The sequence below is a fragment of the Aquimarina sp. ERC-38 genome, assembly GCF_026222555.1.
Taxonomy (GTDB): domain Bacteria; phylum Bacteroidota; class Bacteroidia; order Flavobacteriales; family Flavobacteriaceae; genus Aquimarina.
In genome coordinates, this window is record NZ_CP098511.1 from 3,483,723 (window position 1) to 3,509,904 (window position 26,182).

General features: G+C 34.9%; 23 protein-coding genes. 14 read left to right on the forward strand and 9 right to left on the reverse strand.

Annotated features, from left to right (window positions below; translation table 11 throughout):
- Positions 1-6: 6 nt before the first annotated feature.
- The 4 genes from NBT05_RS14580 (at position 7) to NBT05_RS14595 (ending at position 7,645) form a co-directional block, all read left to right on the forward strand.
- The gene (locus tag NBT05_RS14580) at positions 7-2,178 is read left to right on the forward strand and encodes an endonuclease MutS2 (RefSeq protein ID WP_265770603.1); all 2,172 of its coding nucleotides are present in this window, start codon (positions 7-9) and stop codon (positions 2,176-2,178) included.
- A gap of 152 nt (positions 2,179-2,330) precedes the next feature.
- On the forward strand, positions 2,331-4,826 hold the full coding sequence (locus NBT05_RS14585; RefSeq protein ID WP_265770604.1) for a PIG-L family deacetylase: 2,496 nt from the start codon (positions 2,331-2,333) through the stop codon (positions 4,824-4,826).
- A gap of 125 nt (positions 4,827-4,951) precedes the next feature.
- Positions 4,952-6,625: a sodium:solute symporter gene (locus tag NBT05_RS14590; protein ID WP_265770605.1), complete on the forward strand. Its 1,674-nt coding sequence runs from the start codon at positions 4,952-4,954 to the stop codon at positions 6,623-6,625.
- 51 nt (positions 6,626-6,676) lie between these two features.
- Positions 6,677-7,645 carry a Gfo/Idh/MocA family protein gene (locus tag NBT05_RS14595; protein ID WP_265770606.1) on the forward strand — a complete coding sequence of 323 codons (969 nt, stop codon included), beginning with the start codon at positions 6,677-6,679 and terminating at the stop codon, positions 7,643-7,645.
- Positions 7,646-7,713: 68 nt separating this feature from the next.
- Here the strand turns inward: NBT05_RS14595 and NBT05_RS14600 are convergent, their stop codons facing one another.
- Entirely contained in the window at positions 7,714-8,556 is an 843-nt protein-coding gene (locus NBT05_RS14600) for a DUF2911 domain-containing protein (RefSeq protein ID WP_265770607.1), read from the reverse strand.
- A gap of 106 nt (positions 8,557-8,662) precedes the next feature.
- On the opposite strand from NBT05_RS14600, the gene NBT05_RS14605 reads away from it, so the two are divergent.
- The 5 genes from NBT05_RS14605 to NBT05_RS14625 all read left to right on the forward strand — a co-directional run bounded on the left by NBT05_RS14605 (position 8,663) and on the right by NBT05_RS14625 (position 12,605).
- The gene (locus NBT05_RS14605; protein WP_265770608.1) at positions 8,663-9,325 is read left to right on the forward strand and encodes an MIP/aquaporin family protein; all 663 of its coding nucleotides are present in this window, start codon (positions 8,663-8,665) and stop codon (positions 9,323-9,325) included.
- Between the two features lie 57 nt (positions 9,326-9,382).
- Positions 9,383-9,745: a hypothetical protein gene (locus NBT05_RS14610; RefSeq protein WP_265770609.1), complete on the forward strand. Its 363-nt coding sequence runs from the start codon at positions 9,383-9,385 to the stop codon at positions 9,743-9,745.
- 320 nt (positions 9,746-10,065) lie between these two features.
- Complete coding sequence (locus NBT05_RS14615) at positions 10,066-10,587, forward strand: SRPBCC family protein (protein ID WP_265770610.1); 522 nt, start codon at positions 10,066-10,068, stop codon at positions 10,585-10,587.
- Positions 10,588-10,593: 6 nt separating this feature from the next.
- On the forward strand, positions 10,594-11,292 hold the full coding sequence (locus NBT05_RS14620; RefSeq protein WP_265773253.1) for an SDR family NAD(P)-dependent oxidoreductase: 699 nt from the start codon (positions 10,594-10,596) through the stop codon (positions 11,290-11,292).
- Positions 11,293-11,294: 2 nt separating this feature from the next.
- Complete coding sequence (locus NBT05_RS14625; protein ID WP_265770611.1) at positions 11,295-12,605, forward strand: cryptochrome/photolyase family protein; 1,311 nt, start codon at positions 11,295-11,297, stop codon at positions 12,603-12,605.
- A gap of 123 nt (positions 12,606-12,728) precedes the next feature.
- Here NBT05_RS14625 and murA read toward each other — a convergent pair whose 3' ends face one another.
- From murA to NBT05_RS14640, 3 genes are all read right to left on the reverse strand, one after another.
- Positions 12,729-14,045 (reverse strand): UDP-N-acetylglucosamine 1-carboxyvinyltransferase, encoded by a 1,317-nt coding sequence (murA, locus tag NBT05_RS14630; protein WP_265770612.1) that lies wholly within the window; start codon positions 14,043-14,045, stop codon positions 12,729-12,731.
- A gap of 21 nt (positions 14,046-14,066) precedes the next feature.
- Positions 14,067-14,711 (reverse strand): DUF4290 domain-containing protein, encoded by a 645-nt coding sequence (locus NBT05_RS14635; protein WP_265770613.1) that lies wholly within the window; start codon positions 14,709-14,711, stop codon positions 14,067-14,069.
- A 300-nt stretch (positions 14,712-15,011) separates the two neighbouring features.
- Entirely contained in the window at positions 15,012-15,305 is a 294-nt protein-coding gene (locus NBT05_RS14640; RefSeq protein WP_265773254.1) for a DUF493 family protein, read from the reverse strand.
- Positions 15,306-15,876: 571 nt separating this feature from the next.
- On the opposite strand from NBT05_RS14640, the gene NBT05_RS14645 reads away from it, so the two are divergent.
- The 5 genes from NBT05_RS14645 (at position 15,877) to NBT05_RS14665 (ending at position 20,742) form a co-directional block, all read left to right on the forward strand.
- The gene (locus tag NBT05_RS14645; protein WP_265770615.1) at positions 15,877-16,422 is read left to right on the forward strand and encodes an ATP-binding protein; all 546 of its coding nucleotides are present in this window, start codon (positions 15,877-15,879) and stop codon (positions 16,420-16,422) included.
- Positions 16,419-18,311 carry a RecQ family ATP-dependent DNA helicase gene (locus tag NBT05_RS14650; RefSeq protein WP_265770616.1) on the forward strand — a complete coding sequence of 631 codons (1,893 nt, stop codon included), beginning with the start codon at positions 16,419-16,421 and terminating at the stop codon, positions 18,309-18,311. Before NBT05_RS14645 ends, NBT05_RS14650 begins: the two co-directional genes overlap by 4 nt.
- Positions 18,308-19,255 (forward strand): methionyl-tRNA formyltransferase, encoded by a 948-nt coding sequence (gene fmt / locus NBT05_RS14655; RefSeq protein ID WP_265770617.1) that lies wholly within the window; start codon positions 18,308-18,310, stop codon positions 19,253-19,255. The genes NBT05_RS14650 and fmt overlap by 4 nt, the downstream gene beginning before the upstream one ends.
- 183 nt (positions 19,256-19,438) lie before the next feature.
- Positions 19,439-19,711: an HU family DNA-binding protein gene (locus NBT05_RS14660; protein ID WP_265770618.1), complete on the forward strand. Its 273-nt coding sequence runs from the start codon at positions 19,439-19,441 to the stop codon at positions 19,709-19,711.
- Between the two features lie 473 nt (positions 19,712-20,184).
- Positions 20,185-20,742 (forward strand): YqgE/AlgH family protein, encoded by a 558-nt coding sequence (locus NBT05_RS14665; RefSeq protein WP_265770619.1) that lies wholly within the window; start codon positions 20,185-20,187, stop codon positions 20,740-20,742.
- 12 nt (positions 20,743-20,754) lie between these two features.
- Here the strand turns inward: NBT05_RS14665 and NBT05_RS14670 are convergent, their stop codons facing one another.
- The 5 genes from NBT05_RS14670 to NBT05_RS14690 form a co-directional block, all read right to left on the reverse strand.
- The gene (locus NBT05_RS14670) at positions 20,755-21,630 is read right to left on the reverse strand and encodes an aminotransferase class IV (RefSeq protein ID WP_265770620.1); all 876 of its coding nucleotides are present in this window, start codon (positions 21,628-21,630) and stop codon (positions 20,755-20,757) included.
- A 388-nt stretch (positions 21,631-22,018) separates the two neighbouring features.
- Positions 22,019-23,320, reverse strand: coding sequence for a hypothetical protein (locus tag NBT05_RS14675; protein ID WP_265770621.1), 1,302 nt, complete (start codon positions 23,318-23,320; stop codon positions 22,019-22,021).
- A 50-nt stretch (positions 23,321-23,370) separates the two neighbouring features.
- A complete protein-coding gene (locus tag NBT05_RS14680; protein ID WP_265770622.1) occupies positions 23,371-24,195 on the reverse strand; it encodes an ABC transporter ATP-binding protein in 825 nt (274 codons plus the stop codon).
- Positions 24,196-24,207: 12 nt separating this feature from the next.
- Positions 24,208-25,047 carry an ABC transporter ATP-binding protein gene (locus NBT05_RS14685; protein ID WP_265770623.1) on the reverse strand — a complete coding sequence of 280 codons (840 nt, stop codon included), beginning with the start codon at positions 25,045-25,047 and terminating at the stop codon, positions 24,208-24,210.
- Between the two features lie 23 nt (positions 25,048-25,070).
- Entirely contained in the window at positions 25,071-26,171 is a 1,101-nt protein-coding gene (locus tag NBT05_RS14690) for an ABC transporter permease (protein WP_265770624.1), read from the reverse strand.
- Positions 26,172-26,182: the final 11 nt, after the last annotated feature.

Sequence of the window (26,182 nt, forward strand, 5' to 3'; positions counted from 1 at the left end):
AATTATATGATTCGAATTTCAGAAAAAACACTTTCAGATCTTGAGTTCCCTACAGTATGTCAACAAATCAGCGAACTATGTAATACGGATCCTGGTAAAAACAGGGCTCTGCAAATCAAACCTTTTCCTACTAAAGAGAAAGTAACTTTTGCCCTACAACAAGTAGAAGAATATCGGTTATCAAGTTATCAGGATGCCAGGATACCTAATCACGGGTTTGATGCTATTGAGAGAGAATTAAAATTACTTTCTATTGAAAACACTTTTCTGGAAGCTTTGAATTTTAAAAAACTAATCACCTTAAATCAAACTTTTAACGATCTATATATCTTCTTTAAAAAAAGACAGGAGATTTACCCTAGCCTTTGTGAATTTGCAAAAGAATTTCCATTTACCACAGAGATTATTGACCAGATTGAAGCCATCATTGATAAATACGGAGAAATAAAAAGTAATGCCAGTGTCCAACTCTCCAATCTTCGTAAAGAAATTAACGAAATCCAAGGAAAACTAAACGGAAGTTTTGGGCGTGACCTTCAGAAGTACAATAGTTTAGGATTTCTGGACGAAATTAAAGAAAGTGTTGTCGATAACAGAAGAGTGCTTGCAGTAAAAGCAATGTACCGGCGTAAGGTAAAAGGTGCCATGATGGGGAGTTCAAAAACCGGAAGCATCGTGTACATAGAGCCGGAAGCCACTCTGCAATTTAGCCGAACACTTAATAATTTATTATATGAAGAGAGAGAAGAAATTGTAAAGATTTTAAAACAACTGACCAATCGAATTCGACCTTTTGCGGATTACCTACAATCATATCAGGAATTTTTAAGTACCATTGATGTCATCGCGGCAAAAACCAAGTACGCTGAACAAATGAACGGGATCTTGCCTAAAATTTCTGATACCCGGGAATTATCTTTTAAAGATGCTTATCACCCTTTATTATACCTTTCGAATACTAAAAAAGGACAAAAAACCTTTCCGCAAAGTATTCACCTACATCAAAACAACCGTATCATTGTCATTTCAGGACCTAATGCCGGTGGTAAAAGTATCACTTTAAAAACTATTGGGTTACTACAAGTTATGTTACAATCAGGAATGCTTATTCCGGTGCATGAATACAGCAGGGTGTGTTTGTTTACTTCTGTTCTTACGGATATTGGTGATAATCAATCTATTGAAAACCATTTAAGCACCTATAGCTATCGACTTAAAAATATGAATCGGTTCCTAAAGAAATGTGACGATCAAACCTTATTTCTAATTGACGAGTTTGGTACCGGGAGTGATCCGGAATTAGGTGGCGCCCTGGCTGAAGCTTTTCTGGAAGTCTTTTATGAAAGAGGATCCTACGGAATTATTACCACGCATTATGCTAATTTAAAAATGCTGGCTAATGAATTACCTGAAATGACTAACGCAAATATGCTATTTGATGCTAAAACCCTTGAACCACTATTTAAATTATACCTGGGAGAAGCCGGCAGTTCCTTTACCTTTGAAGTGGCCCAAAAAAACGGAATACCATACAGCTTAATTAACAAAGCCAAAAAGAAAGTAGAAAGAGGCAAAATCCGTTTTGATAAAAGCATTGCAAATTTGCAAAAAGAACGGTCTAAATTGCAAAAAACAACTTCGGCTTTACAAACTAAAGAACAAAAAGCTGAAGAGCAAAAAAAACAACTGGAAAAAACGAACTTACGCATTCAGGAAAAACTAGAGAGTTATCAGCAATTATATGATAGTAACCAACGGATGATTTCTCTAGGAAAAAAAATAGATGATCTGAGTGAAAACTATTTTAACAACAAAAGGAAGAAAGCCTTAATTGATGAATTCTTAAAAATTGTTGCAGTAGAAAATTCAAAGCGTAGAAAGAAATCCGTAAAACAGAAAAAAGCAGAACAGCATAAAAGACAACAGATTAAGGCGGAAGTAGAGAAAAAAGTAGAAGTAATTCGCGAAAAAAAGAAAGAAGAAAAGAAAAAAGAAGAAAAAATTGAACTACAAAAGCCAAAAGTTGCTTTAAAAGTCGGAGACCGGGTTCGTTTATTTGATGGAAAATCCGTGGGTACCATTGATACTATTGAAAAGAAAAAAGCTACGGTAAATTACGGCATCTTTACGACCCAGGTAGCTACGGATCAATTAGAACTGGTCGAAAAGAAGAAATAAAACGGTGTAAAACCACGACAAGCCGTACCTGTTAAAGTAAGTATAAATACGCATAGCCTCTTAGCTATATAAGTATATTTGAATGACTGGTTTTAGTATTTACGCGTCCGTATACCTACTGAAATTCAAAATATATAAAAATTTTGTTCTCAATGATCAAACATCGCTACCTGGTACTCTTTTTTATTTTTTTTCAAACTTTATCTTACACACAAGCACCGTCTAAATGGAATTCCATAGAAATATATGAAGCTATTGAAAAATTAAATTTCTTAGGTTCGGCATTATACATAGCGGCACATCCTGATGACGAAAACACCAAATTGATTTCGTACCTTTCTAATAAGGTAAAAGCAAGAACAGCTTACTTATCCTTAACCCGCGGAGACGGTGGTCAAAACCTTATTGGCCCAGAAATCCGCGAAATGTTGGGTGTTATACGTACCCAGGAATTAGTAACTGCACGTAACATCGATGGAGGTTCACAATTATTTACTCGTGCCAACGATTTCGGATACTCGAAGCACCCTAAAGAAACCTTGCAAATATGGAATAAAGACAGTGTCTTAGGCGACGTAGTGTGGGCCATTCGTAATTTTAAACCGGATATTATTGTCAATCGTTTTGACCATAGAACACCAGGCGCTACCCACGGGCATCATACATCTTCGGCTATGTTAAGTGTAGAAGCTTTTGATTTAGCTGGAGATGCTTCTAAATTTCCTTCTCAATTAAAATATGTAACCTCATGGCAACCTAAACGTACGTTTTTTAATACTTCCTGGTGGTTTTACGGTAGCGAAGAAAATTTTAAAAAAGCAGATAAATCCAGGTTGCTAGATGTTGACACGGGAGTTTATTTTCCGATAAAAGGAATTTCTAATTCTGAAATTGCAGCTTTAAGCCGAAGCCAACATAAATCGCAAGGGTTCGGGGCCTTAGGAACTCGCGGTAGCCTGACGGAATATCTGGAATTAGTTAAAGGAGACCTTCCGAAAGATAAAAATAATCTCTTTGAAGGAATTGATACCTCCTGGAACCGGATAAAAAAGGGAAAAGAAATTCAGGTTTTACTAGATCAGATTTTACAAGAATATGACTTTACTAATCCTTCAGCTTCTACCGCTAATTTAATCGAGGTGTATAAGAAAATTCAAAATCTGGAAGATCAACATTGGAAACAAGTAAAATTAGAAGAAATTAAAGATATTATCCTAGCAGTTTCCGGCATCTACTTAGAAGCTTCAACGACTACTGCATTTACAACACCTTCTGCTACCCTACCCATACAAATAGAAGCGATTAATCGTAGTAGTACACCAGTTGTCTTAAGTAGTATTATAATTCCTGCCATCAACTATAAAGAACAAGTAAATAAAAAACTAGAAGATAATAGAACTGAAAATATAGAAGTTAGTGGCAAACTGATGGCTAACCTCTCTTATACCACTCCTTACTGGTTAAAAACAACCGGAAGTTTAGGGATGTACCATGTTGCAGACCAAAAATTAATTGGTCGGCCGGAGACTCCCAGTCAGTTACAAGTTTCTTTTGAACTAAGCATTAATAACATCTCTATTCCTATTACCAAACAGATTGTGTATAAGGTAAAAGACCCGGTAAAAGGGGAAGTATACCAACCTTTAGAGATTATTCCGGAAGTCACTATCAATCTAAAAGAAGAAGTTCTACTTTTTGCTGATACATTGTCTAAAAAACTTCCGGTAGTGATTCGAGCACATAAAGACAATATGAAAGGAGAAGCATCGATAAAAACAGTAGGAAACTGGAAGATTACACCTGATAAGATTGCGGTTAACATCGTAAAAAAAGGAGAAGATCAAACTGTTTATTTTACGCTAACTCCCCCTGAAAATCAAAATATTGCAGCCATTTGTCCGGAATTTAAAATAGAAAATACCACCTACACTAAAAAAATAAACCAGGTTACCTACGAACATATTCCAAATCAAACCGTAATACTTCCTTCTGAAGCTAAAGCCATAAAACTGGATATTGCTATAAAAGGAAAAGAAATTGGGTACATTAACGGAGCGGGTGACGTAGTTCCTGAAAGTTTACGGCAAATAGGTTACAATGTAACTATCCTGGAACCTACCAAGTTGCAATTAAACACCTTAAAAAAATACGATGCAGTCATCACGGGGGTAAGGGCATATAATATCTTAAATGAACTTGCTTTTAAACAAAAGGTGTTAATACAGTACGTTAAAGAAGGTGGTAATTTAATCATTCAATACAATACCAGCCGAGGCTTAAAAACAAATGACCTGGGGCCCTACCCGCTCACCTTATCAAGAGACCGGGTTACGGATGAAAATGCAACCGTTAGTATTCTGGATTCGGAACATCCTGCGCTAAACAGTCCTAATAAAATTACCGCTAAGGATTTTGAAGGTTGGGTACAAGAAAGAGGTTTATACTTTCCAAAAGAATGGTCAAAAGAATACACCGCATTACTAAGTATGGCTGATGAAGGAGAATCTATTAAAAAAGGTTCTTTATTAGTTGCTTCTTACGGAAAAGGAAATTATGTATATACCGGACTTAGTTTCTTTAGAGAATTTCCGGCTGGAGTACCCGGAGCATACCGGCTTTTTGCTAACTTAATTTCTTTAGGAAAATAGGTAGGTATGAAAAAAAATATTTCCTATACTTGGCGAAAAATGTATACCATAATTCTCCTGTGTAACCTCATGTATTTGTTCCTGTTTTATATGATTATGCAGTGGTTTACTAACTAAATATCTTTATGCAGTTACTTGACTGGTTTGTTTTATTAATTACCCTACTCGCTATCGTACTTTATGGAGTATGGAAAACTAAAGGCAGTACTAATGTAGAGGACTATATTGGGGGCGGGCGTAAAAGTAACTGGTGGACGATCGGTTTATCCGTAATGGCTACCCAGGCCAGTGCTATTACCTTTCTATCCACTCCCGGACAAGCTTTTCATAGTGGGATGGGATTTGTACAGTTTTATTTTGGGATTCCGATTGCTATGATCGTGGTATGTATGGTGTTTATTCCTATTTACCTTAAATTAAAGGTGTATACGGTTTATGAATTTTTAGAATCCAGATTTGATTTAAAAACCCGTACGCTTACCGCCATTCTCTTTTTAGTACAGCGTGGTTTGGCTGCTGGTATTACTATCTTTGCCCCGGCCATCATCCTGAGTGCCGTACTGGGATGGAACCTTACCTTATTAAATTTTATCATTGGCGTTTTAGTTATCATTTATACGGTTTCCGGTGGAACCGAAGCGGTGAGTGTTACCCAAAAGCAACAAATGGGTATTATCTTTTTAGGTATGTTTATTGCCTTCTTTTTAATACTACAATACTTACCGGAAGACGTTGGATTTGTAAAAGCACTAAGCATCGCTGGAATTAGCGAACGGATGAAAATCCTGGACTTTTCTTTTGATTTATCCAATCGATATACCGTGTGGACCGGACTGATCGGAGGTACTTTTTTAATGCTTTCCTACTTTGGTACGGATCAAAGCCAGGCACAGCGATATCTTTCAGGTAAATCCGTAAGAGAAAGTCAATTAGGGTTGTTGTTTAATGGTATAGTTAAAGTACCCATGCAATTTTTTATCTTGCTTACCGGAATCATGGTTTTTGTATTTTATCAATTTCATAACACCCCGCTTAACTTTAATCCTGCTGCTGAAAAAGCGGTGTTAGCTTCGCCCCTGTCGCAGTCTTACTTGGAACTTCAAGAGAACCTTCATACCGTACAAAATCAAAAAGAAGCACTTCTTCTTAGTAATGTGAACTCCCTCAATACCGTATCAGCAGAGTTAAAAGAACTGGAAACATCGGAAAAAGATATACGAGAACAGGGAAAAGCTTATATTAAACAAGCAGATAATCAGGTAGAAACGAATGATAAAGATTATGTATTTATACATTTTATTCTGCACAACCTTCCTGTAGGCCTGGTGGGGTTATTGCTAGCGGTAATTCTATCCGCAGCCATGTCTTCTACTGCTTCAGAATTAAATGCATTAGCCGCAACTACGACTATTGACCTTTATCAAAGAAATCAGATTGAAGCTAAAGATGATACTCACTATGTAAAAATGACCAAATGGTTTACTGTAGGATGGGGAGGTATCGCTATCCTGGTAGCTTGTTTTGCCAACTTGTTTGATAATCTTATTCAATTAGTGAACATTATAGGTTCCATTTTTTACGGAAATATCTTAGGAATTTTTTTACTGGCGTTCTTTATTACCTTTGTAAAGTCAAACGCAGTATTTTGGGGCGCTATTATAACCCAAATGATCGTTTTAGTGGTATGGTGGTTGGATTGGTTACCATTTTTATGGCTGAATGCGCTGGGTTGTATCTTAGTCATGTTAATCAGTATGAGTATTCAAACCATGGCAAGATCAAAAACCCTTAAAAACTAAGCGGTATAATCTGTATTTGGCAATCTATTATTGTATTTAAATTAATTAGAGATGAAGGTTTGTAATTGGGGAATATTGGGTTGTGGTAAAATAGCAGAAAAGTTTGCCGAAGATCTAATACATGTACCTAACGCTAATTTGTATGCCGTAGCCAGTAGAGATAAAAAGAAAGCTGAAGCTTTTTCAAAACAACATCAGGCGAATCAGTATTTTGGGAACTATCAAAGTTTAATCGATACTCCCGAAGTTGATGTCATCTATATTGCGACACCTCACGTTTTTCATTTTGAACAAACCATTGCTTGTTTAATGCATCACAAAGCAGTTTTATGTGAAAAACCTTTTGCGATGAATAGTAGGGAAGTCGCGGAAATGATCCGGATGGCAAAGGAGCAGAATGTTTTTCTGATGGAAGGATTATGGACCCATTTTCTACCTCATTTTCAATACATTTTGAACATTGTTAAAAGTGGAAGCCTAGGAGCCATTACTCATGTATCCGCAGATTTTGGTTTCAAAGGCAATCCGGTAATGACTCCCCGATTATTTGAAAAGAATTTAGGTGGAGGTAGTTTATTAGATGTAGGGGTGTACACCTTATTTTCCGCTTTACTATTACTGGGATATCCGCAAAAAAGCAGCGCTAGGGCAGAATTTTCAGGTAATGGTTCTGATTTGGATTGTACAATAACCTTAACTTATGAAAATAAGGTGACTGCTAATTTATATAGCTCTATTATTAAAGAAACACCTACGGAACTTATAATTGACTTTGAGCATGGAAAAATAAAAGCAAACGGCAGGTTTCACGAGCCTACTTCCTTGGAGATAACGCAAAAGGGTACCACAGAAAGCAAAGATTTTACTGGCACCGGACTTGGGTTTCAATATGAAATTATGCATGTACAAGAAATGTTACAAACAGGTAGCAAAGAGAGTACCGTTATGACATTTGAAAAAAGTAAACAACTGATGAAATTACTGGACGAAATCCGTTCTAAAATTGATTTGGTATACTAAAAACAAAAAGGATGTCATGTATCAAAACAGAACATCCTTTTATAGTGTGAAGTGAAAGAAAATTTTTATTATTTAGCCCCCCATTCTGAAAGAGAATCTTTATTTAACTTTACATAATCGCTATTACCTGCTTGCTCAGCAAGTTCCATAGAGGTTTTAGCCGCTTGTATAGCTCCTTTTTTATCTTTTAAATCCGCTAAGATTAAAGAATGTTGTCGGTGTATCCAGAAAGCTGGTTTCTCAGACTTTGCAATAGCCTTTTCAATACTTTCCTTAGCTTTTTCTAGTTCACCTGTTTCTCGGTAGAAAGAAGCTACCTGATAGTAGTTACTTGCAGAAGGCCCGTTCATTACCATATCAATATTTTTCATGGCCATATCTTTAGTAGGTACCTCAATTTTAACCGGTACTTCTGTACTTTCCCAAATAATATTTAATAGGGTACTGTCCATCTTTAAATCACTAAACGCCATGGTAAAAGTTTCCATAGTATCCGGAAAAGCAATAGGTTTTACCGTAATTTTAGCAGCTACCTCAGATTCTTTCCACTCTTTTGGGTTTCCCCAATTGTTAGTATCCTTGTACAAATATACTTCCCAGGAATCTTTACCTGGCTTTGTATATAGCGCATAAGAACCTGCTTTTACTTCTTTACCTTCTACTTTTGCATCCGTACTAAAAGTGATGATGGTGTTTTTATTAGCACCTGTTCTCCATATTTTATCAAAAGGAACCAGATTACCAAAAATTTTACGACCTTTCATACTAGGCCTAGAAAATTCCAATGTGATATTGGACAGTCCGACTTCCTGTTCAATTTTTGCCATAGGACTTGGTTGTGGCATTTTTAACTGGGCCTGAGTCGCAAAAGTCCCTAGGATAAAGGTGAATAGTAATAATACGTTTTTCATTATGATTCGTTTAGATTTATGCTCCAAAATAATAAGTAAGAATTGTCTTTACAGTTAACAAAAGCTTAAAAAAAGGAATAGTATATTTGCCGAAGTTTTATAACCGATGAAAAGAAAATTATTTGCCGAATTTTTGGGAACATTTTCACTTATCTTTTGTGGTACGGGGGCTATGACTATTAACGAAGTTACTTCTGGTGACGTTACACACGTAGGAATTGGTATTACCTGGGGTTTAATTGTGATGGCGTTAATTTATGCCCTGGGAGATATTTCGGGAGCTCATTTTAACCCTGCTGTCACGGTTGCTTTTGCGTATGCAAAAAAATTTAGTTGGAAAGAAGTTCCCGGATATATTATCATACAAGTAGCTGGAGCTGTAACGGCCAGTGCTATTTTATGGTTTTTATTTCCGGATAGTCAATTTTTAGGAGGTACTTTACCTACGATAACACCTTATAAGGCTTTTATTTTAGAATTGTTACTTACCTTTTTTTTAATGTTGGTAATCATCAATGTTTCTACGGGTTCTAAAGAAGTCGGAACTATGGCCGGAATTGCTATAGGAGGAGTTGTCCTATTAGAAGCCTTGTTTGCCGGACCCGTTACAAATGCATCGATGAATCCCGCAAGATCCCTGGCTCCGGCGCTGTTTTCAGGTCAATTACAACATCAGTGGTTATACCTTACCGCCCCTTTTATCGGAGCTATTATGGCTGTGCTTTGTTGTAAATATCTAAAAAGTAATAATTGCTGCGATAATTGTTAACTAAATTTTTCTGTTAATTTAAGTTAAAATAACTATATTTGTTAATAAATACAAAAGATGATTGTTGCGGACTTGGATTTTTGTAAACTTCAATTTTATCAAAATTATGTTATTTTAATAATAGCAGAAAGTACCGTAGTCTGTTCAAAAAAAGCTACACTCATTCGAAAAGTATTAACAGATCATTTTAAAACTGAGCCCTTTATTATGATTAATTACAAGAAAAACAAGCATAGTATTTTGCCGGAAGTTTATAAAAAAGGCCAATTAAAAAATATGAAAGGCCTGGCAATAGTTTCAAATTGTGAGAAAGAAAGAGAACAAGCATTGTTAGACCAACAGCATTTTCATAAATCTTTTACCTTTTTCCAGGATATTAAAGCTGCTAAATCCTGGGCTTCTTCCTATTTTTGGTCATAAATTCTTTATTCACCTTTATTCTACTATGTTCATTTGTGTTCGATTACAATAATTAAAAGTTTACAAAGCATAGTAAAATGTTGATTTTCGATACTATAATACTTAGTCTTGATTTTTGTTTATTGAATCGACAGCAAACTACCTCGCTGTAGGCGGGTTTTGAATCCTTACCGGACACTATTAATTGTATACATGTAATTTATCCTTATCAATTATTTAATATTGATTTAACGATATGGAAATTAAATTATTTTTTGTTTAACAGATTCTATATTAACAATAAACAAAAGCTTTGTATTTTTATGGTCAATTCTTATTCTATGAAAATTTATACGTTACATACGAAGCAAAAATTGCCTATTACGGTTCAGGAAGCATGGAATTTCTTTTCGGATCCTCATAATTTAAAAATGATTACTCCAGAAGAAATGGGTTTTACGATACTTTCGGGTGCGGATAAAGAGATGTACGGAGGGCAACTTATTAAGTATACGGTTTCTCCAATCGCAAATATAAAGGTAAAATGGGTCACTAAAATTATACATGTAGAACCCCTTAAATACTTTGTTGATGAACAATTATATGGGCCTTATGCGCTATGGCATCATAAACATTTTATTCATCCTATACCCGGTGGGGTTTTAATGGAAGATATTATTGATTATAAAGTTCCTTTTGGGATCCTGGGGCAATTAGTGCATCCACTGTTAGTAAAACCAAAACTTGACGATATTTTTGATTATAGAAAAAAAGCTTTGATTGATCTTTTTGGAGTATTTAGTCCACCAGTTCAAAATATCAAGGATAAAGAAGCGGTAGATAAATACGAGATTTTAAATTAAGCATACATAATGAACAACATTTTACTTGTAGGAGGTAGCCATGGTATCGGACTTGAAATTGCAAAAAGATTACAGAATGATTATAAATTATATATAGCAGCAAGAACAGATGACAATCTGGATGCCTTATCCTGTGATTATATAAAGTTTGATGCTACGGCAGATTCGCTTGATACTTCGCTATTACCTGAACGCTTAGATGGATTTATTTACTGTCCTGGGACTATCAATCTAAAACCTTTCCCAATGTTAAGCGCTCAGACTTTTGAAGAAGATATGAAACTTAATTTTTTTGGAATTGTTGAAGTACTTCATACTATTTTACCTTTATTAAAAAAGTCCGAACAAGCCAGTATTTTATTTTTTAGTACGGTAGCCGTAAAAGTAGGTATGCCTTTTCATAGTAGTGTAGCTGCTGCAAAGGGAGCTATTGAAGGTTTTGCCAAAGCACTTGCCGCCGAATTCGCCCCTAAAGTGCGGGTGAATGTAATTGCGCCTTCCTTAACAGATACACCTCTTGCTAAAAGATTATTAGGTAATGAAAAGAAGAAAGAAAAAATGAACGAAAGACATCCTTTAAAAAGGGTGGGTGAAAGTGAAGATATTGCCAACTTAGCCGAATTTCTTATTAGCGAAAAAAGTGGTTGGATGACCGGGCAAATCCTTGGTCTGGATGGGGGAATGTCGACCCTTAATGTGAACTAGTAATGGGAAAAAATAAAGTTTCTATTTTTTGGTTCCGTAGAGATTTACGTTTAGAGGACAATATTGGTTTTTTCCACGCTTTAAAAGAAGGTAATCCGGTTATCCCTATATTTATATTTGATAAAAATATTTTAGATAAATTACCTGAAGATGACGCCCGGATTACTTTTATCTTTGAAACCTTACAGACGATGAGGTCTGAGTTACAGAAAAAGTATAAAAGCTCATTGGCACTCTATTACGGTACTCCCGAATCTGTATTTAAAGAGTTAATTAAAGAGTTTGATATTACTACCGTATATACCAATCGCGATTACGAACCGTATGCAAAGGAGCGTGATCAAAACATTACGGATATACTACAAGAAAAAAGGATTGACTTTAAAACTTTTAAAGATCAGGTAATTTTTGAAAAAGATGAAGTAGTTAAAGCCGACGGAAAGCCTTATGTAGTCTACACTCCTTATAAAAATAAATGGAAAGAACAGTTTAGCATCGATAAGTTGAAGATATATGATACCAATTCATATTTCGATAATTTGGTAAAACGTACTGATTTACCTAATCTATCTTTAGAAGATATGAATTTTACAGCATCTTCACTAAAAGTTCCGGACTATGAAGTAAATTCCGAATTATTAGAAAACTACGAAAAAACACGAAATTATCCGTCAAAAGATCATGGAACTTCAAGAATAGGACCTCATTTAAGATTCGGAACCGTAAGCATTCGTAAAATCGTCAAGCAAGCTTATGATGTTAATAATGAAACGTTTTGGTCTGAATTAATTTGGCGAGAATTTTTTATGCAAATTTTATGGCACTTTCCGGAAACTACAGACCAAGCCTTTAAATCTAAGTACGATCGCATTGAGTGGCGAAATGATGAACAGGAATTTCAAAAATGGAAAAACGGAGAAACCGGTTATCCGCTAGTTGACGCCGGGATGCGTCAATTAAACGCCATAGGATATATGCATAATAGAGTACGGATGTTAACCGCCAGTTTTTTATGTAAACACCTATTAATTGACTGGCGCTGGGGTGAAGCATATTTTGCGGAAAAGTTATTAGATTATGAACAATCATCAAATGTAGGGAACTGGCAGTGGGCCTCAGGATCGGGAGTGGATGCTTCACCGTATTTCCGCATATTTAATCCGACTACTCAAATTATAAAATTTGATAAAGACCATAAATATATTAACGAATGGGTGGGTAATTTACAGGAAATAAAGTATCCTGAACCCATGGTTGACCATAAAGAAGCTAGAGAACGCTGTTTACAGGTATATAAAGAAGCCGTTGCCTAATTTTTAAAGTTCTATCTATTATTATATTTTGTATTTGTTGATTTTACTGAAAGGTAAAACCTTTTAGCAACTGAGTAAACTACAAAATAACTTCCTGTAAAAAACCAAGTGGATAAGTCTGATTTATGCTTGTACTCTGGTGATTTTAGCACCTATAGCTCGTAAGCGTTCATCAATATGTTCGTATCCCCTATCGATTTGTTCGATATTCTGAATCGTAGAAGTACCTTTTGCACTGAGAGCCGCAATTAATAACGAAATACCTGCCCTGATATCAGGAGATACCATGGTGGTTGCTTTTAAAGTAGACTTAAAATCATGACCGATAATAGTAGCTCGATGGGGATCACATAAAATGATTTTGGCGCCCATATCAATAAGTTTATCGACAAAAAATAAACGGCTTTCAAACATTTTTTGATGTACCATAACCTCTCCCCTTGCCTGTGTTGCTACTACCAGTACAATACTTAATAAATCCGGAGTAAACCCGGGCCAGGGAGCATCTGCAATGGTCATAAAAGATCCATCAATATAACTTTCAATCTGATACCCATCCGTATGTGGTGGAATGTAAATATCATCTCCTCTTTTTTCAAGGGTAATACCTAGTTTTTTGAAAGTGTTAGGGATCTGACCTAGGTTTTCCCAACTTACACCTTTAATGGTAATTTCACTTTTAGTCATTGCCGCTAACCCAATCCAGGAACCGATCTCAATCATATCCGGTAAAATCCGATGGTTACAACCACCTAAACTCTTTACACCTTCAATACTCAATAGATTGGAACCAATACCTTCAATTCTAGCTCCCATTGAGTTTAACATCTTACATAGTTGTTGTAAGTAAGGTTCGCAGGCAGCGTTATAGATAGTAGTAGTACCTTTGGCTAAAGAAGCAGCCATGACAATATTAGCTGTTCCGGTCACTGAGGCTTCGTCTAGCAACATATAAGTTCCCTGTAAGCCGTTAGGAGCTTCCACACCATAAAAACGCTCTTCTTTATTATATCGAAAAGAAGCTCCAAGATTAATAAAACCTTCAAAATGCGTATCTAATCTCCTTCTACCAATTTTATCTCCTCCGGGACGCGGAATATACCCTTTACCAAACCTACCTAATAATGGACCTACAATCATTATTGACCCTCTTAGTCCGCTTCCTTCTTTTTTAAATTGTTCACTTTCCAGATACTCCAGGTTCAATTCGTTACTTTGAAATGTATACGTTCCCTTTGATACTTTTTCAACCTTAACCCCCAGGTTTTTTAAAATTTGAATAAGTTTATTTACATCTCTTATATCCGGAATATTAGAAATAGTAATTATTTCAGGAGTAAGTAATACGGCACATAAGATCTGAAGTGCTTCGTTTTTTGCACCTTGCGGAGTAATTGCTCCTTTTAAAGCATGTCCGCCTTCAATTTGAAAAGTATCCATAAAAAAGGGAGGTAAGGAAGATTAATATCTTTTTTTATTTCTAGGCTTATAATTCTTCTTATTGTTATTATTACTGGTACTTTTCTTCTTTTTACCTTTTAATAAATCATTAGATGAGCTTAACTCCTCATTACTATCCTTCAGGTTCAGTTTTCCGTCACTTAATTCATATAAATGATTAAAAATAACCCGATCATCAACCGTATCCTTATTCCAGTTAAGGTAGCACTTTTTCATATGGTTAGCAATGGTAAGTACTAAAGCACTCTTCATATCACCGTCTTCCCAACTGTTAGCAACATCAATCATTCTTTTAATATTGTTCCCGTAAAAACGGTATTTAGGAAAATTCTGCGGATAATTTAAAGGTTCGGGACGTTCTTGTAATTTTTCTTTAGTTAAGATAGGATAAGGGGCATCAACGTCTAATTTAAAATCACTGATAATAAAGAGTTGATCCCATAATTTATGCTGAAAATCCGGTACATCCCGTAAATGAGGTTGTAAATTTCCCATTACTGAGATAATAGCCTTAGCTACCTTATTACGTTCTTCTTTATTTTCAATGGCAATTGCAGAATCAATCATTTTTTGCAAATGCCGACCGTATTCAGGAATTATTAACTTCACACGATCCGTATTATATTCTAAACTTTCAATATTCATATATCTTATCTGAAAATAGCCATCCGAAATAGTTTATTTTAAAACTTAAAAGCGATGTATTAGTAGTACATTTCAATTCGGAATCTATATATTTTATTAGTATTGGTTATTAGGTTGTATGTTTATTAAAGAACTTTTTAATAGTCCGTAGGCATATAATTAATATACCAGTAAACTTCAATTATTTTGATAGTCCTAATTTTAATAGAATAAATTACTCTATTTATTTTGCAAATTAACAAATTTATTAAAAGGAACTATGGTCTTAATACTATTATTTTAATACTCGCCAAAGAATGGCTATAATGAGATTACCCCCTCCACTTTGTCAGCTACTTCTTTATATTTTGAAATTACCTTATCCGGATTTTCCATTCTTACTTTTATGGAAACACTGGTGTATTTTCCATTTTTAGATTTTTTAGTGGTTATTACAGCACCAAGATTATCAAAGATAGATTCAACCTTTGCTATCTTATCATCCTTACTTGGTACAATAAACTTATAGAGGTAAAGTGAGGGCCACTCGGAAGTTTCTTCTAATTGTGATCTTAATTTTTTATAAAACGCTTCGGTTTTATCAGCATCATCCATAAATTTTTTATGCAAAGATACGCTTATTAACTAAATTCAGTATTGTAAAACTTAAATAGCTGTTAACTAAAACTTACTTATAATCAATACAACATTAATGATTTCTTGACCTGTAGCATCATTGAAAATTATTAAAATATAATCTAAAGAAATTTATTCTGAAGTGATTTAAACTTTTCTGATTGAAGCGAAAAATAGGTATTTTTTGCTTAATTAAAATCATTTTTCAGTTGCATAGCCGTAGCTTCGGAACTTAAAAATGATAAAAAGTAAGTGAAAAAGCATGTCCTAAATTCAGTTTGGGAAACATTTTGCAGCCAATTAAGGAAAGTTTAAACAACTTCTCTATAAAAAAGTTACGGTACGTAAATTTGTAGTATACTTTTCTACTTAAAATTAAGGATATAGAAAGATTATTGGGTTTCAACTGCGTCTTACGATAATTTTTTAATGAGATGCTATGTTATCTGTAAAATTTTGGATTTCTTAATTAAAATTTTATACTATTTGACAGATATATTCTATTTTTACGAACCTTTAGAAGAAGTTGATTTAAAGAATTTTATAGATTTTGAGCGTACGTAAAGTAGTGATAACCGGTGGTCCTTCAACGGGTAAAACAAGTATAATAGAACATTTGGAAGCAGATAACTCCGTTTGTTTACATGAGGTGTCCCGCAAAATTACTTTAGAAGCACAACGTAAAGGAGTTACACAACTATTTCTGAAAGACCCAAGTCTATTCAGTAAAAAATTATTAGAAGGTAGAATCGCTCAATTTAAAGAAGCCGAAGCATGTGAGACTTCTCCGGTGTATATTGATCGTGGTATTCCGGATATTATAGGATACCTGGATTATGCACATCAAAAAATAGAGGAGCCTTTTAAACAAGCAGCCGAAAACTACCGTTACGAACAGGTTTTTATTCTTCCGCCGTGGCAAAAGATTCATATTACGGACAACGAAAGATATGAAAATTATGAGCAGGCAAGTGATATCTATCAGTATGTACTGGGGGCTTATAACTTATATGGTTATCACTGTATACAAGTACCTTTTGGCACCGTAGAAGAACGGTGTAAATTCATTAAACAATATGTCGGTATCACCGTATGAATCCAGCTTCGGAGGTATTACATACATATTGGGGACATTCTTCATTTAAACCCGGGCAGGAAAAGATTATTGCCAACTGCCTGAACAATACGGATTGTATCGCTTTGTTACCTACGGGTGGCGGAAAATCAGCATGTTATCAGATACCCGGCTTACTTAGGGATGGCATTTGCCTGGTTATTTCACCATTAATCGCCCTAATGGAAGATCAGGTAAATCAACTTAAACAAAAAGGTATTAAAGCAGTAGCTTTAACGAGTACCGTTAAGCCAGATGAGTTAATGGTGTTTTTTGACAATTGTACACACGGGTCCTATAAGTTTTTATATGTATCCCCGGAACGTTTGCAAAATGAAGTGGTACTACAATACCTGCAACAACTACCTTTAAACTTGATTGCCGTTGATGAAGCGCATTGCATTTCTGAATGGGGGCATGATTTTCGGCCGGACTACAGGAAAATCAAAGTACTTCGCGAATTAGTACCTTCTGTACCGATTATTGCCTTATCTGCAACCGCTACAAGTAAAGTTATCAAAGAAATTAAAGAGAATCTGGATCTTTTTCAACCGGAAGTAATCAAAGTATCTTTTGCACGAAAAAACCTGGCTTACAAAGTTTTTAAGGTAGAAGACAAAATGGCTTCGGTAGTACATGTGTTAAATAAATATCCAGGTAGTTCGATCATTTATGTTCGTAATAGAAAAGCAACCCTGGAGATTACCACCTGGCTAAATAATCAGCATTTTAAAGCTACAAGTTACCATGGGGGCATTGATACTTCAGAAAAAAGTAAACGACTTACACAATGGATGTCAGGAGAAGTTACCATTATGGTAGCTACCAATGCTTTTGGGATGGGTATTGATAAACCTGATGTTCGGAATGTGATTCATATTGCGTTACCGGATAGTATTGAAAATTATTTTCAAGAGGCAGGTCGGGCCGGAAGAGACGGTGTCAGTTCTAATTCATTTTTATTTTATCAACAAAACGATATACAGGTTGTAAAAAATCAATATATAAAAACCCTACCGGACAAGGATTTTTTAAGTACCGTATACCATCGTCTTGTTACCTATCTTCAAATTGCTTACGGCGAAGGAATGGCGACCAAATATATTTTTAATTTTAATTTATTCTGTCAGCAATATGATCTTCCAATACTATTGACTTATAATTGCCTTCAGTTTCTAGATCAATCCGGAATTTTAAAATTTACTAAGCGATTTCAGCGCAATTCCAGTTTGTACATTAAAGCCTCGGGAAATGAGCTTTTACAATATATAGAAAATAATAAAGAGTATCAATTAGTAATTAAGGCAATACTAAGACTTTACGGGGGTGTTTTTGAGGAATCTACCGCTATTAACATGGCACTTATTGCTACTAAAATCGGAAAAGACATTAGTTTTATAGTTAAGGTATTACAAGCTGTTCAGGATACAGGTATGCTTACTTTTATTCATAAAATTACAGACGCAGAAGTTGTCTTTTTGGTTCCCAGAGAAGATCAGGTAAGCCTTTCTCCGCTTACTCCGCTTCTCAAAACTTACAGAGATTCTAAAATCAATAAAGTCGATGCAATAATTCGTTATATAGAAAGTCAGCAATGCCGAAATATACAGTTATTACAATATTTTGATGAACCTAATGCGATCAAATGTACTATTTGCGATATTTGTCTTCAAAAAATACCGGAAAAAACCAAACCTGAAATTGCTTCTGAAATTAAAAAATTATTAAACAATAAAACTGCAAGCACGCAGGAAATAGTAGCTTCTATTCATGCTTCAGAAGCTTTAATTATTGAGGTCATTAGGGAATTACTTGAAAAAAATTACATAAAGAGGAATATATCAAATACATACCAACACGTCAGTAAATGAGAACATTAAGAATTGTTTTTATGGGAACCCCAGAATTTGCGGTGGCTTCTCTTAAAACCATTGTAGAAAATAATTATCAGGTAGTAGGTGTGATTACTGCTCCTGACCGTCCGGCGGGAAGAGGTCGACAATTAAAAGAATCTGCTGTTAAACAATTTGCCCTATCACAACAAATTCCGGTTTTACAACCTATAAACTTAAAAAACCCCGATTTTATTAAAGAACTTGCTTTATTAGAAGCTAATGTACAGGTAGTCGTAGCATTCAGAATGTTACCCAAGATAGTTTGGGAAATGCCTGAATATGGTACTTTCAACCTGCATGCTTCCTTATTACCTTTGTATCGAGGGGCTGCTCCTATTAACTGGGCTATAATTAATGGGGAGGAAAAAACCGGGGTAACTACGTTTTTTATTGATGAAAAAATTGATACCGGAATGATCATTAACCAGGAAGAAGTTGCTATCCGTGAGGATGATAACGCCGGAACCTTGCATGATCGACTAATGGCATCCGGAGCAGATTTAGTGAGTACTACTTTAAGGCAAATTAAAGAAGATACTATATCTGTAATTAAACAACCTTCTTTACAACCGGAGAAAACAGCTTTTAAACTAACCAAAGAAAATACAAGAATTAACTGGAACCAACCCGCTTCAGTCATCCATAACTTTATCAGAGGACTGTCCCCCTATCCTGTAGCATGGACTAGCCTGAATAATAACAACAAAACCAATACTGTTAAGATTTATGAAGTATCTATAGTAATAACAGAAAATAAATTCCCCATCGGACAACTACTTATAGAAGATAATCAGATAAAAGTTTCGGTCCCCGACGGATTTGTAATTCTCCATCAAATTCAATTACCAGGAAAAAAGGTGATGTCTGCTAAAGCTCTACTTAACGGATATCAATTTGCAAAAGAGGCGCGATTAAAATAAGAATCTTATATTTTTACTGTTAACTTTTCATAAAAAATAAATCTTTATTAACAATCGAATATAGTTATTAACAAAACCCCGTATTTACTGGGCTAATCCTTGCAAGGGTCATAAATCCATATAAATTTGTATTGCGTTTAACAAAAGTTGGTGCGCAACTACCAATTATTTAAAATCAGAATTATGAATAAAACAGAATTAATTGATGCAATGGCAGAAGATGCGGGAATCACAAAGGCCGCCGCAAAAAAAGCATTGGAATCATTTTTAGGAAATGTACAGAAATCTCTTAAGAAGGGAGATCGTATTTCTTTAGTAGGTTTCGGATCTTGGTCAGTATCAAAAAGAGCTGCGAGAGAAGGAAGAAACCCTCAAACCGGTAAAACTATCAAAATCGCTGCTAAAAATGTAGTTAAATTTAAAGCAGGTGCAGATCTATCAGGAGCTGTAAACTAGAACGATTTATTTATTATAGCAGAACCTCTTATATTCGTATAAGGGGTTTTTTATGCTTGCTTAATTTTTAAATTCTATAAACAAATGCTTATGTCACTTACGAAGCTTTTATAACTTACATTTTTTATTATTAGTGTCCGGCTGAAATAACTAAAAGTTTATAAAGTATCGTAAATAAGGTAATTCCAAACTTTATCATATTTTAAGGTTGCTATTTTACATTTTTAAAAGTAGTTTGTTTTTTCAAGTAAATAATTTGTGGTATTGCATTTCAAAACCATTATAACTTTGCCTTGACTCTTAATTCTAGAAGTAATGGCAATCTTAAATCTTTACCGGATGTAAATACCTTTCTTACTACATCTTACCTGTAAAAAAGCAACTTTCTTGAAGTTTACAGTTAAAAAAAATCAATAACATCTTTGATTATTGCAAAAATTTTATATAGTTTTAGATTATGTAAATAAAAGCGTATGACCTCACTTGAACCCGCTAAAGGACATTTGTTGATAGCTGAGCCATCAATAACCGGTGATTCGTTTAACCGATCTGTGGTATTGCTTGCAGATCATGGCGTACAGGGTTCAGTTGGATTTATAATGAACAAACCCTTAGAATATACATTATCAGATCTAGTACCGGAAATTAATGCTAACTTTTCAATTTATAATGGCGGACCAGTAGAGCAGGATAATTTATATTTCATTCATAAAGTACCTCACTTAATACCTAAAAGTATTGAAATTTCTAACGGAATCTACTGGGGAGGCGATTTTACCGAAGTTTCCAAGTTGATTGAGGAAAATAAAATTAGTGCAAAAGAAATTCGGTTTTTTTTAGGTTATTCCGGATGGGATGCTAATCAATTATTATCAGAATTAGAATCAAATTCTTGGGTTATTGTAAAGAACACGTACGAAAAAAATATAATCAATAAACCTGATACTTCTTTTTGGAAAGAAAAGATGATTGAATTAGGTGGAGACTATATTTTATGGTCTAACGCTCCTGAAAACCCGAGTTATAATTAAATTTACATACTTCTACTCCATCAAGTTGCCATTAATTCCCATCTTTTTAATTTCCTGTTGCAGTAATTTTTGTAGTTGTAAAGAAGTCTTCGTGATATACTCCTTTTTCTTGTACTTGGTTATTGGAATAATTCCGGAAATCGTATTGGTTAAAAATAGCTCGTCTGCTTTTTGTAGCTGAAAAGGAGATATAGAAGTTTCTTCGATAGCATAGTCCGAATTTTTTTTCAGTAGTTTAAGAATTTGCAAACGCATGATTCCATTAAGACATCCGTCTGTTAGCGGAGGGGTACTAATGGTGGTTCCGTTCACCATAAAAATATTGGCATTAAGCGATTCAATAGCCATCTTATTCGTATTTAATAGCAAGCAATTCTTAAAATTATTCTCTTCAGCAAAAATACTTCCTAAAACATTGATTAATCTATTATTAGATTTAAGGGTAGATAATAAATCAGGTGTAACATAATGATCTTTATACAAACCTACTTCATAAGAATGATTTTCTTTAATTGTAAATAGTTCTTCAATCTCTTCCGCAAAAATTATAAACTCTACCCCTCTTTGCTTTGGAGTATATAATCCTCCTTCACTTCTATGCACTATAATTTTAACACGATTTACTTTATCAGCTAAATCATTTATTGCGATAAGTTCTACTATTTTTTCCTGAAGATATTCCATGGTAAAATTCATCGGAATTTCCATCCGCATGATTCGCATGGATGCCATTAAGCGCAAATAATGATCTTCCCAAAAAAGAATAAGTTGATGTTTAACTTTTATCGTTTCAAAAACTGCATCTCCGTATTGATATCCACGGTTGTAAACAGACAAACCAGCTTGGTTTATAGGTTGATGGGTTCCGTTTTGAGAAATGTATTTCATCTTGCTTATAGTAAAAAGAGAGTGGCAAAGATACATTACAAAACATTAGTGTCCGGTAAAGATTCAAGATCGCTATCGCTTCTAGAACCAAGAATCAAGACTAATCATTATAATGTTGAAAATCAATTATATAAGATTATTCATGTTTAAAAAAAATTACTTTTAAAAAAGTAAAAAAGCAGCCTCTAAATACTTTAAAGTTTAGAATCACCTTATTTTGATACGCTTCATAAACTTTTATTTCTTTTAAGCCGGCACTAATAATTACAAAAAAGAGTTTGACCATACGGACAAACTCTTTTAAACTAACACTGTAAAAACTATGACGATTTTTAAGTATTACTTGTTTAATAAATTTTTAGTAGTTGTTTTCTCTGTGGAAAAATAGCTATTCTTTCGGATCAAAGTTTTCAAAAAAGTTAGGCTTAAATACTAACTGTAACCATGCCCAGTTTTGAACATCTGCCGCTGCATCTTCTGTGATATTTCTAATCTCGTATAGACCATCGCTAGCAAACATTTGAGAATATCCTGCTGCTAATGCAAATCCTTTGAATTTTTTAGCAAATACAATATCTACTTCCGTACCTAGGGATTTTTCACCCCCTGCAGTTTCTTGTTCTCCGCTAAAGTTTAATACTTTGATTAACAGGTTAGAAGTTTCACTGGTATTGAACTTAACACTAGCATGCAAATCAATTAATCCTACTGAATTTGCATGGTTTCCAACGTAGAAGTAATCCATAAAACCATTAAACTTATGATTAGTACCGTATAAAGGGAAGAAAGCTCCGGTTTCTCCTGCTTCTCCATCGTTACCACTGATAATTTCTGCTCCAATACCTAAGTTTACTACAGAACTTGTTTTATAATTTAGATCAAGACTAGTCAAATAAGCCCCTTTTACATCCACTTCATTCTGACGGTCGCCCGTTTGTAAATACCCGTTAAAAAGAATTCCTAAATCTCCTAGTTTATAGTTTAAATGGGCACCAAAGGTTTGTAAACTGCTAATCCCTCCAAAAGAATCAATATTTCCATCAGCATCTCTTGTAAAATCTTGAAAACCATTATTCAATACTAATAAACTACCATTAAGCCCCTTATTTTTAAAGTTTAAATGCATATACTGCATGTGTTTATAGGAAAAGAAACCAGTGATCGTATACAAATTACCTACAGAATCAAATCCGGTTGGATTTTGCGTATCCTGATTCCATGCAAACCCAAAATCAGCTTTAAATTTTTCAGATTTATAGGTAAACAAGCCAAGATCATGGTTACGACCTTGTTGAGCCCAATCTAAGCCTCCTAAAATACGCTGATCATCATAAGATAGTACTTGTCGTCCTAGTTTAGTTGACCAACCGCTACCTAAATTGATTTTTGCCCATGCTTGAAAAACGGCAAAAGAATTATTCTGATCGAAGGGTAAAATCTGGCGGTTCTCTCCCCAAACTGCTACGTCTTGTAAACTGACGTATAATTCATAAGCCCCAAAAGTATAATCACTGTTAAGGCGTACCCGGGTAGAAATTCCAAAACCAGGTTCTGCAGCATCCGGAATCAAATTTCCGAAACCATGACGGAATTCTGTTCGAGGTTTAAATTCTCCACTTAGTTTAAATTGTGCTTGTGCAATTTGACATGCAAAAAGTAACGTGATAATATATATGAATTGTTTCTTCATAATTTTAGTTTAAATAGTTGTAGTTAAAAAAAGTAATGGTTATAATTAATTTAATGCTCTAGAAAGTCAATGAGATGCTTTCTATATGCGTAATAATCAGAATGTTCTAATACGGATTTTCGGGTTCTTGGTCTTTTGAAGTCAATATTCAATATATCACCGATTTTTGCACAAGGCCCACTGGTCATCATAACTACGCGATCTGCTAAAAAGATAGCCTCGTCTACATCGTGGGTGATCATTACTGCCGTAATTTTTTCTTTGTTCCAAATTTCGATAAGGATATCTTGTAATTCTCCGCGAGTTAGGGAATCAAGCATTCCAAAAGGTTCATCTAACAATAGTACCTTTGGTTTGATGGCAAATGCACGTGCTATTCCTACCCTTTGCTGCATCCCTTGCGATAATTCATTTGCTTTTTTATTAAAAGCACCTTCCAGCCCTACTTTATGCAAATAATACTTAGCAATATCGTTACGTTCTTTTTTAGTAGCATGGCTAAATACCTGATTAACTCCTAAAAGGACATTGTCCAGAGCAGTCATCCATGGCATTAAACTTGGTGATTGAAAGATGACTCCTCGATCCGGTCCCGGACCTTTTACCGGTTTGCCTAAGACTGCTATATTCCCACCGGAAATTTCGTTGAGTCCGGCAATCATAGATAACATGGTCGTTTTACCACAACCGGAATGTCCGATAATTGTTACAAACTCTTCCTTCATAATTTGAAGGTTTAGGTTCTCTAGAACGGTATAGTCTCCTTTAGGAGTTGGGTATACTTTCTTTAAGTTTACCAGGTCCAGCATTACTTTTGAAGAATACGCAATGCCATTTTCTTTGGTAATTTGTTTTGATAAGGTTTCTGTCGTCATAGTACAATTTTTTTAGGCTACAAAACCTTTTGGTGCGATGTCCGGTAGCATATATACTTCTTTAGATACTGATTTTCGGGATTCTCCAATATCCATTAGATATTCGATAATCGCATTACGTGTTTTTTTGTAATTAGGATTATCATTTAATGCAGTTTTATCCCTGGGACGTTCGATATCAATTTTGAATTCAGGGCCAAGCGTGGCATTAGGTCCAGGTTTTAAGGGAATTATACGGTCCGCCATATAAATACCTTCATCTACATCGTTAGTAATTAATAAGGCGGTTCGTTTATCTTTACTCCAGATATTCAATATTTCATCTTGTAGATTCCCCCGGGTTAAAGCATCCAGTGCTCCCAGTGGTTCATCCATAATAATCATTTCGGGATTCATGGCTAGAGCTCTGGCAACTGCCACTCGCTGTCTCATTCCTCCGGAAAGTTCTTTAGGACGTTTATTAATAGCAGGGCTTAAACTTACCATCCCTACGTACTCTTTTACCCGTTCCTGCAATTCGCTTTTTTTTGTTTTTGGAAAAGCTTCTTTAACGGCCATATAAATATTTTGACCTACGGTTAACCAGGGAAGTAAAGAATAGTTCTGAAAAATTACACCACGTTCATGGCTGGTACCTTCTATCGGTTTTCCTTTGAATAATACTTCTCCATCAGTAGGTTGTAACAACCCGTTAATCAAGTTAACTAAGGTGGTTTTTCCACTTCCGGTAAAACCAACGATGGCTACAAACTCTCCTTCTTCAATAGATAAATTTATATTAGAAAGTACATTGGTTTTATTATCTCCTTCTCCGTAAGACTTGTATACACTATTTAATTCTAAATACGCCATGTTTTCAGTTTTAAGTTTAATAATTAAACTGCTTCGTTTTTATTAAAAGAAACTGTATTTTGAATAACTAACATGATTCGATCTAAAAGAAAACCAATAATACCAATTACAAACATGGCTACGATAATTTTAGAGTTGGAATCATTAGCCCCATTCTGAAATTCCTCCCAAACGAACAAACCTAAGCCTTGGCTTTGCGCCAAAAGTTCAATGGCAATCAATACCATCCAGGCTACGGAAAGAGTAATACGAAGTCCTGTAAAAATTAAAGGAAGAGAAGAAGGTAAAATTACTTTAAAAACTTTTTGAAAAGTTCCTAATTTAAGCACTTTAGCTACATTAATGTAATCTTTATCAACCGATGATACGCCCATTGCCGTATTAACCAGGGTTGCCCACATCGCACATAAACCTACACTGATGAATGAAATGACAAAGGCATTATCAGAACTATCACCTATATATAAAGTTTTTACGATCATAAACACTAACAGGTACCAAACTACCGGAGATACCGGTTTAAAAATTTGGATAAACCAATTAAATGCACTTCTTAACGTAGGGCTTAGTCCGATGACAATACCAATAGGTACTGCGATTAATAGTGCTAGTAGGAATCCTGCGAATACTGTTTTAATACTGGTTAAGACAATATCAATAAATGAAGCTCTACCTGTGTAGACAATGGCATCTTTGCCTTGAGCAACCAGTTTCTCATTTACCCCCTTCATCTTTTCAACAAAGGCTGCTTTATCTGCGGTAATTACTTGATGGTCTGCGATCAAAGACTGTAAGGATGCCCATACTTGTGCTGGTGAAGGTAAAGTATTAGGTTGGCAACTGCTAGTACCCGCAGCTATACAAGCGGTTAATGCATCAGCAGCTTGTTGTCCTTGCTCCGTAAGTGCTTTTTCAATTTTATAATCTGCTTCTACATTATATAAAGCTTTTGCTCCCAGGTGCCATAATCCGATAAAAAGCAATATGGATACAATGGTAATTGCTGTTTTACGTAGCGATTTTAAAACATTAGCCTTTTGAAATCTTGCGGTAAACCAGTTTGTTACCGGTTTTAGAAAAGCGATTTGCTGTCCTTCTTTTTTTAAGGTGATATTATGTCCCATATTACTTTTTA

Excerpts from the sequence above, each read along its gene's own strand:
- NBT05_RS14595 (WP_265770606.1), top strand. The coding sequence starts at position 6,677 with ATGAAGGTTTGTAATTGGGGAATATTGGGTTGTGGTAAAATAGCAGAA.
- NBT05_RS14580 (WP_265770603.1), top strand. The coding sequence starts at position 7 with ATGATTCGAATTTCAGAAAAAACACTTTCAGATCTTGAGTTCCCTACA.
- murA (WP_265770612.1), bottom strand. The coding sequence starts at position 14,045 with ATGGATACTTTTCAAATTGAAGGCGGACATGCTTTAAAAGGAGCAATT.
- NBT05_RS14690 (WP_265770624.1), bottom strand. The coding sequence starts at position 26,171 with ATGGGACATAATATCACCTTAAAAAAAGAAGGACAGCAAATCGCTTTT.
- NBT05_RS14650 (WP_265770616.1), top strand. The coding sequence starts at position 16,419 with ATGAATCCAGCTTCGGAGGTATTACATACATATTGGGGACATTCTTCA.
- NBT05_RS14625 (WP_265770611.1), top strand. The coding sequence starts at position 11,295 with ATGGGAAAAAATAAAGTTTCTATTTTTTGGTTCCGTAGAGATTTACGT.
- NBT05_RS14590 (WP_265770605.1), top strand. The coding sequence starts at position 4,952 with ATGCAGTTACTTGACTGGTTTGTTTTATTAATTACCCTACTCGCTATC.
- NBT05_RS14585 (WP_265770604.1), top strand. The coding sequence starts at position 2,331 with ATGATCAAACATCGCTACCTGGTACTCTTTTTTATTTTTTTTCAAACT.
- NBT05_RS14675 (WP_265770621.1), bottom strand. The coding sequence starts at position 23,320 with ATGAAGAAACAATTCATATATATTATCACGTTACTTTTTGCATGTCAA.
- fmt (WP_265770617.1), top strand. The coding sequence starts at position 18,308 with ATGAGAACATTAAGAATTGTTTTTATGGGAACCCCAGAATTTGCGGTG.
- NBT05_RS14665 (WP_265770619.1), top strand. The coding sequence starts at position 20,185 with ATGACCTCACTTGAACCCGCTAAAGGACATTTGTTGATAGCTGAGCCA.
- NBT05_RS14605 (WP_265770608.1), top strand. The coding sequence starts at position 8,663 with ATGAAAAGAAAATTATTTGCCGAATTTTTGGGAACATTTTCACTTATC.
- NBT05_RS14685 (WP_265770623.1), bottom strand. The coding sequence starts at position 25,047 with ATGGCGTATTTAGAATTAAATAGTGTATACAAGTCTTACGGAGAAGGA.
- NBT05_RS14635 (WP_265770613.1), bottom strand. The coding sequence starts at position 14,711 with ATGAATATTGAAAGTTTAGAATATAATACGGATCGTGTGAAGTTAATA.
- NBT05_RS14640 (WP_265773254.1), bottom strand. The coding sequence starts at position 15,305 with ATGGATGATGCTGATAAAACCGAAGCGTTTTATAAAAAATTAAGATCA.
- NBT05_RS14610 (WP_265770609.1), top strand. The coding sequence starts at position 9,383 with ATGATTGTTGCGGACTTGGATTTTTGTAAACTTCAATTTTATCAAAAT.
- NBT05_RS14615 (WP_265770610.1), top strand. The coding sequence starts at position 10,066 with ATGAAAATTTATACGTTACATACGAAGCAAAAATTGCCTATTACGGTT.
- NBT05_RS14670 (WP_265770620.1), bottom strand. The coding sequence starts at position 21,630 with ATGAAATACATTTCTCAAAACGGAACCCATCAACCTATAAACCAAGCT.
- NBT05_RS14600 (WP_265770607.1), bottom strand. The coding sequence starts at position 8,556 with ATGAAAAACGTATTATTACTATTCACCTTTATCCTAGGGACTTTTGCG.
- NBT05_RS14660 (WP_265770618.1), top strand. The coding sequence starts at position 19,439 with ATGAATAAAACAGAATTAATTGATGCAATGGCAGAAGATGCGGGAATC.
- NBT05_RS14680 (WP_265770622.1), bottom strand. The coding sequence starts at position 24,195 with ATGACGACAGAAACCTTATCAAAACAAATTACCAAAGAAAATGGCATT.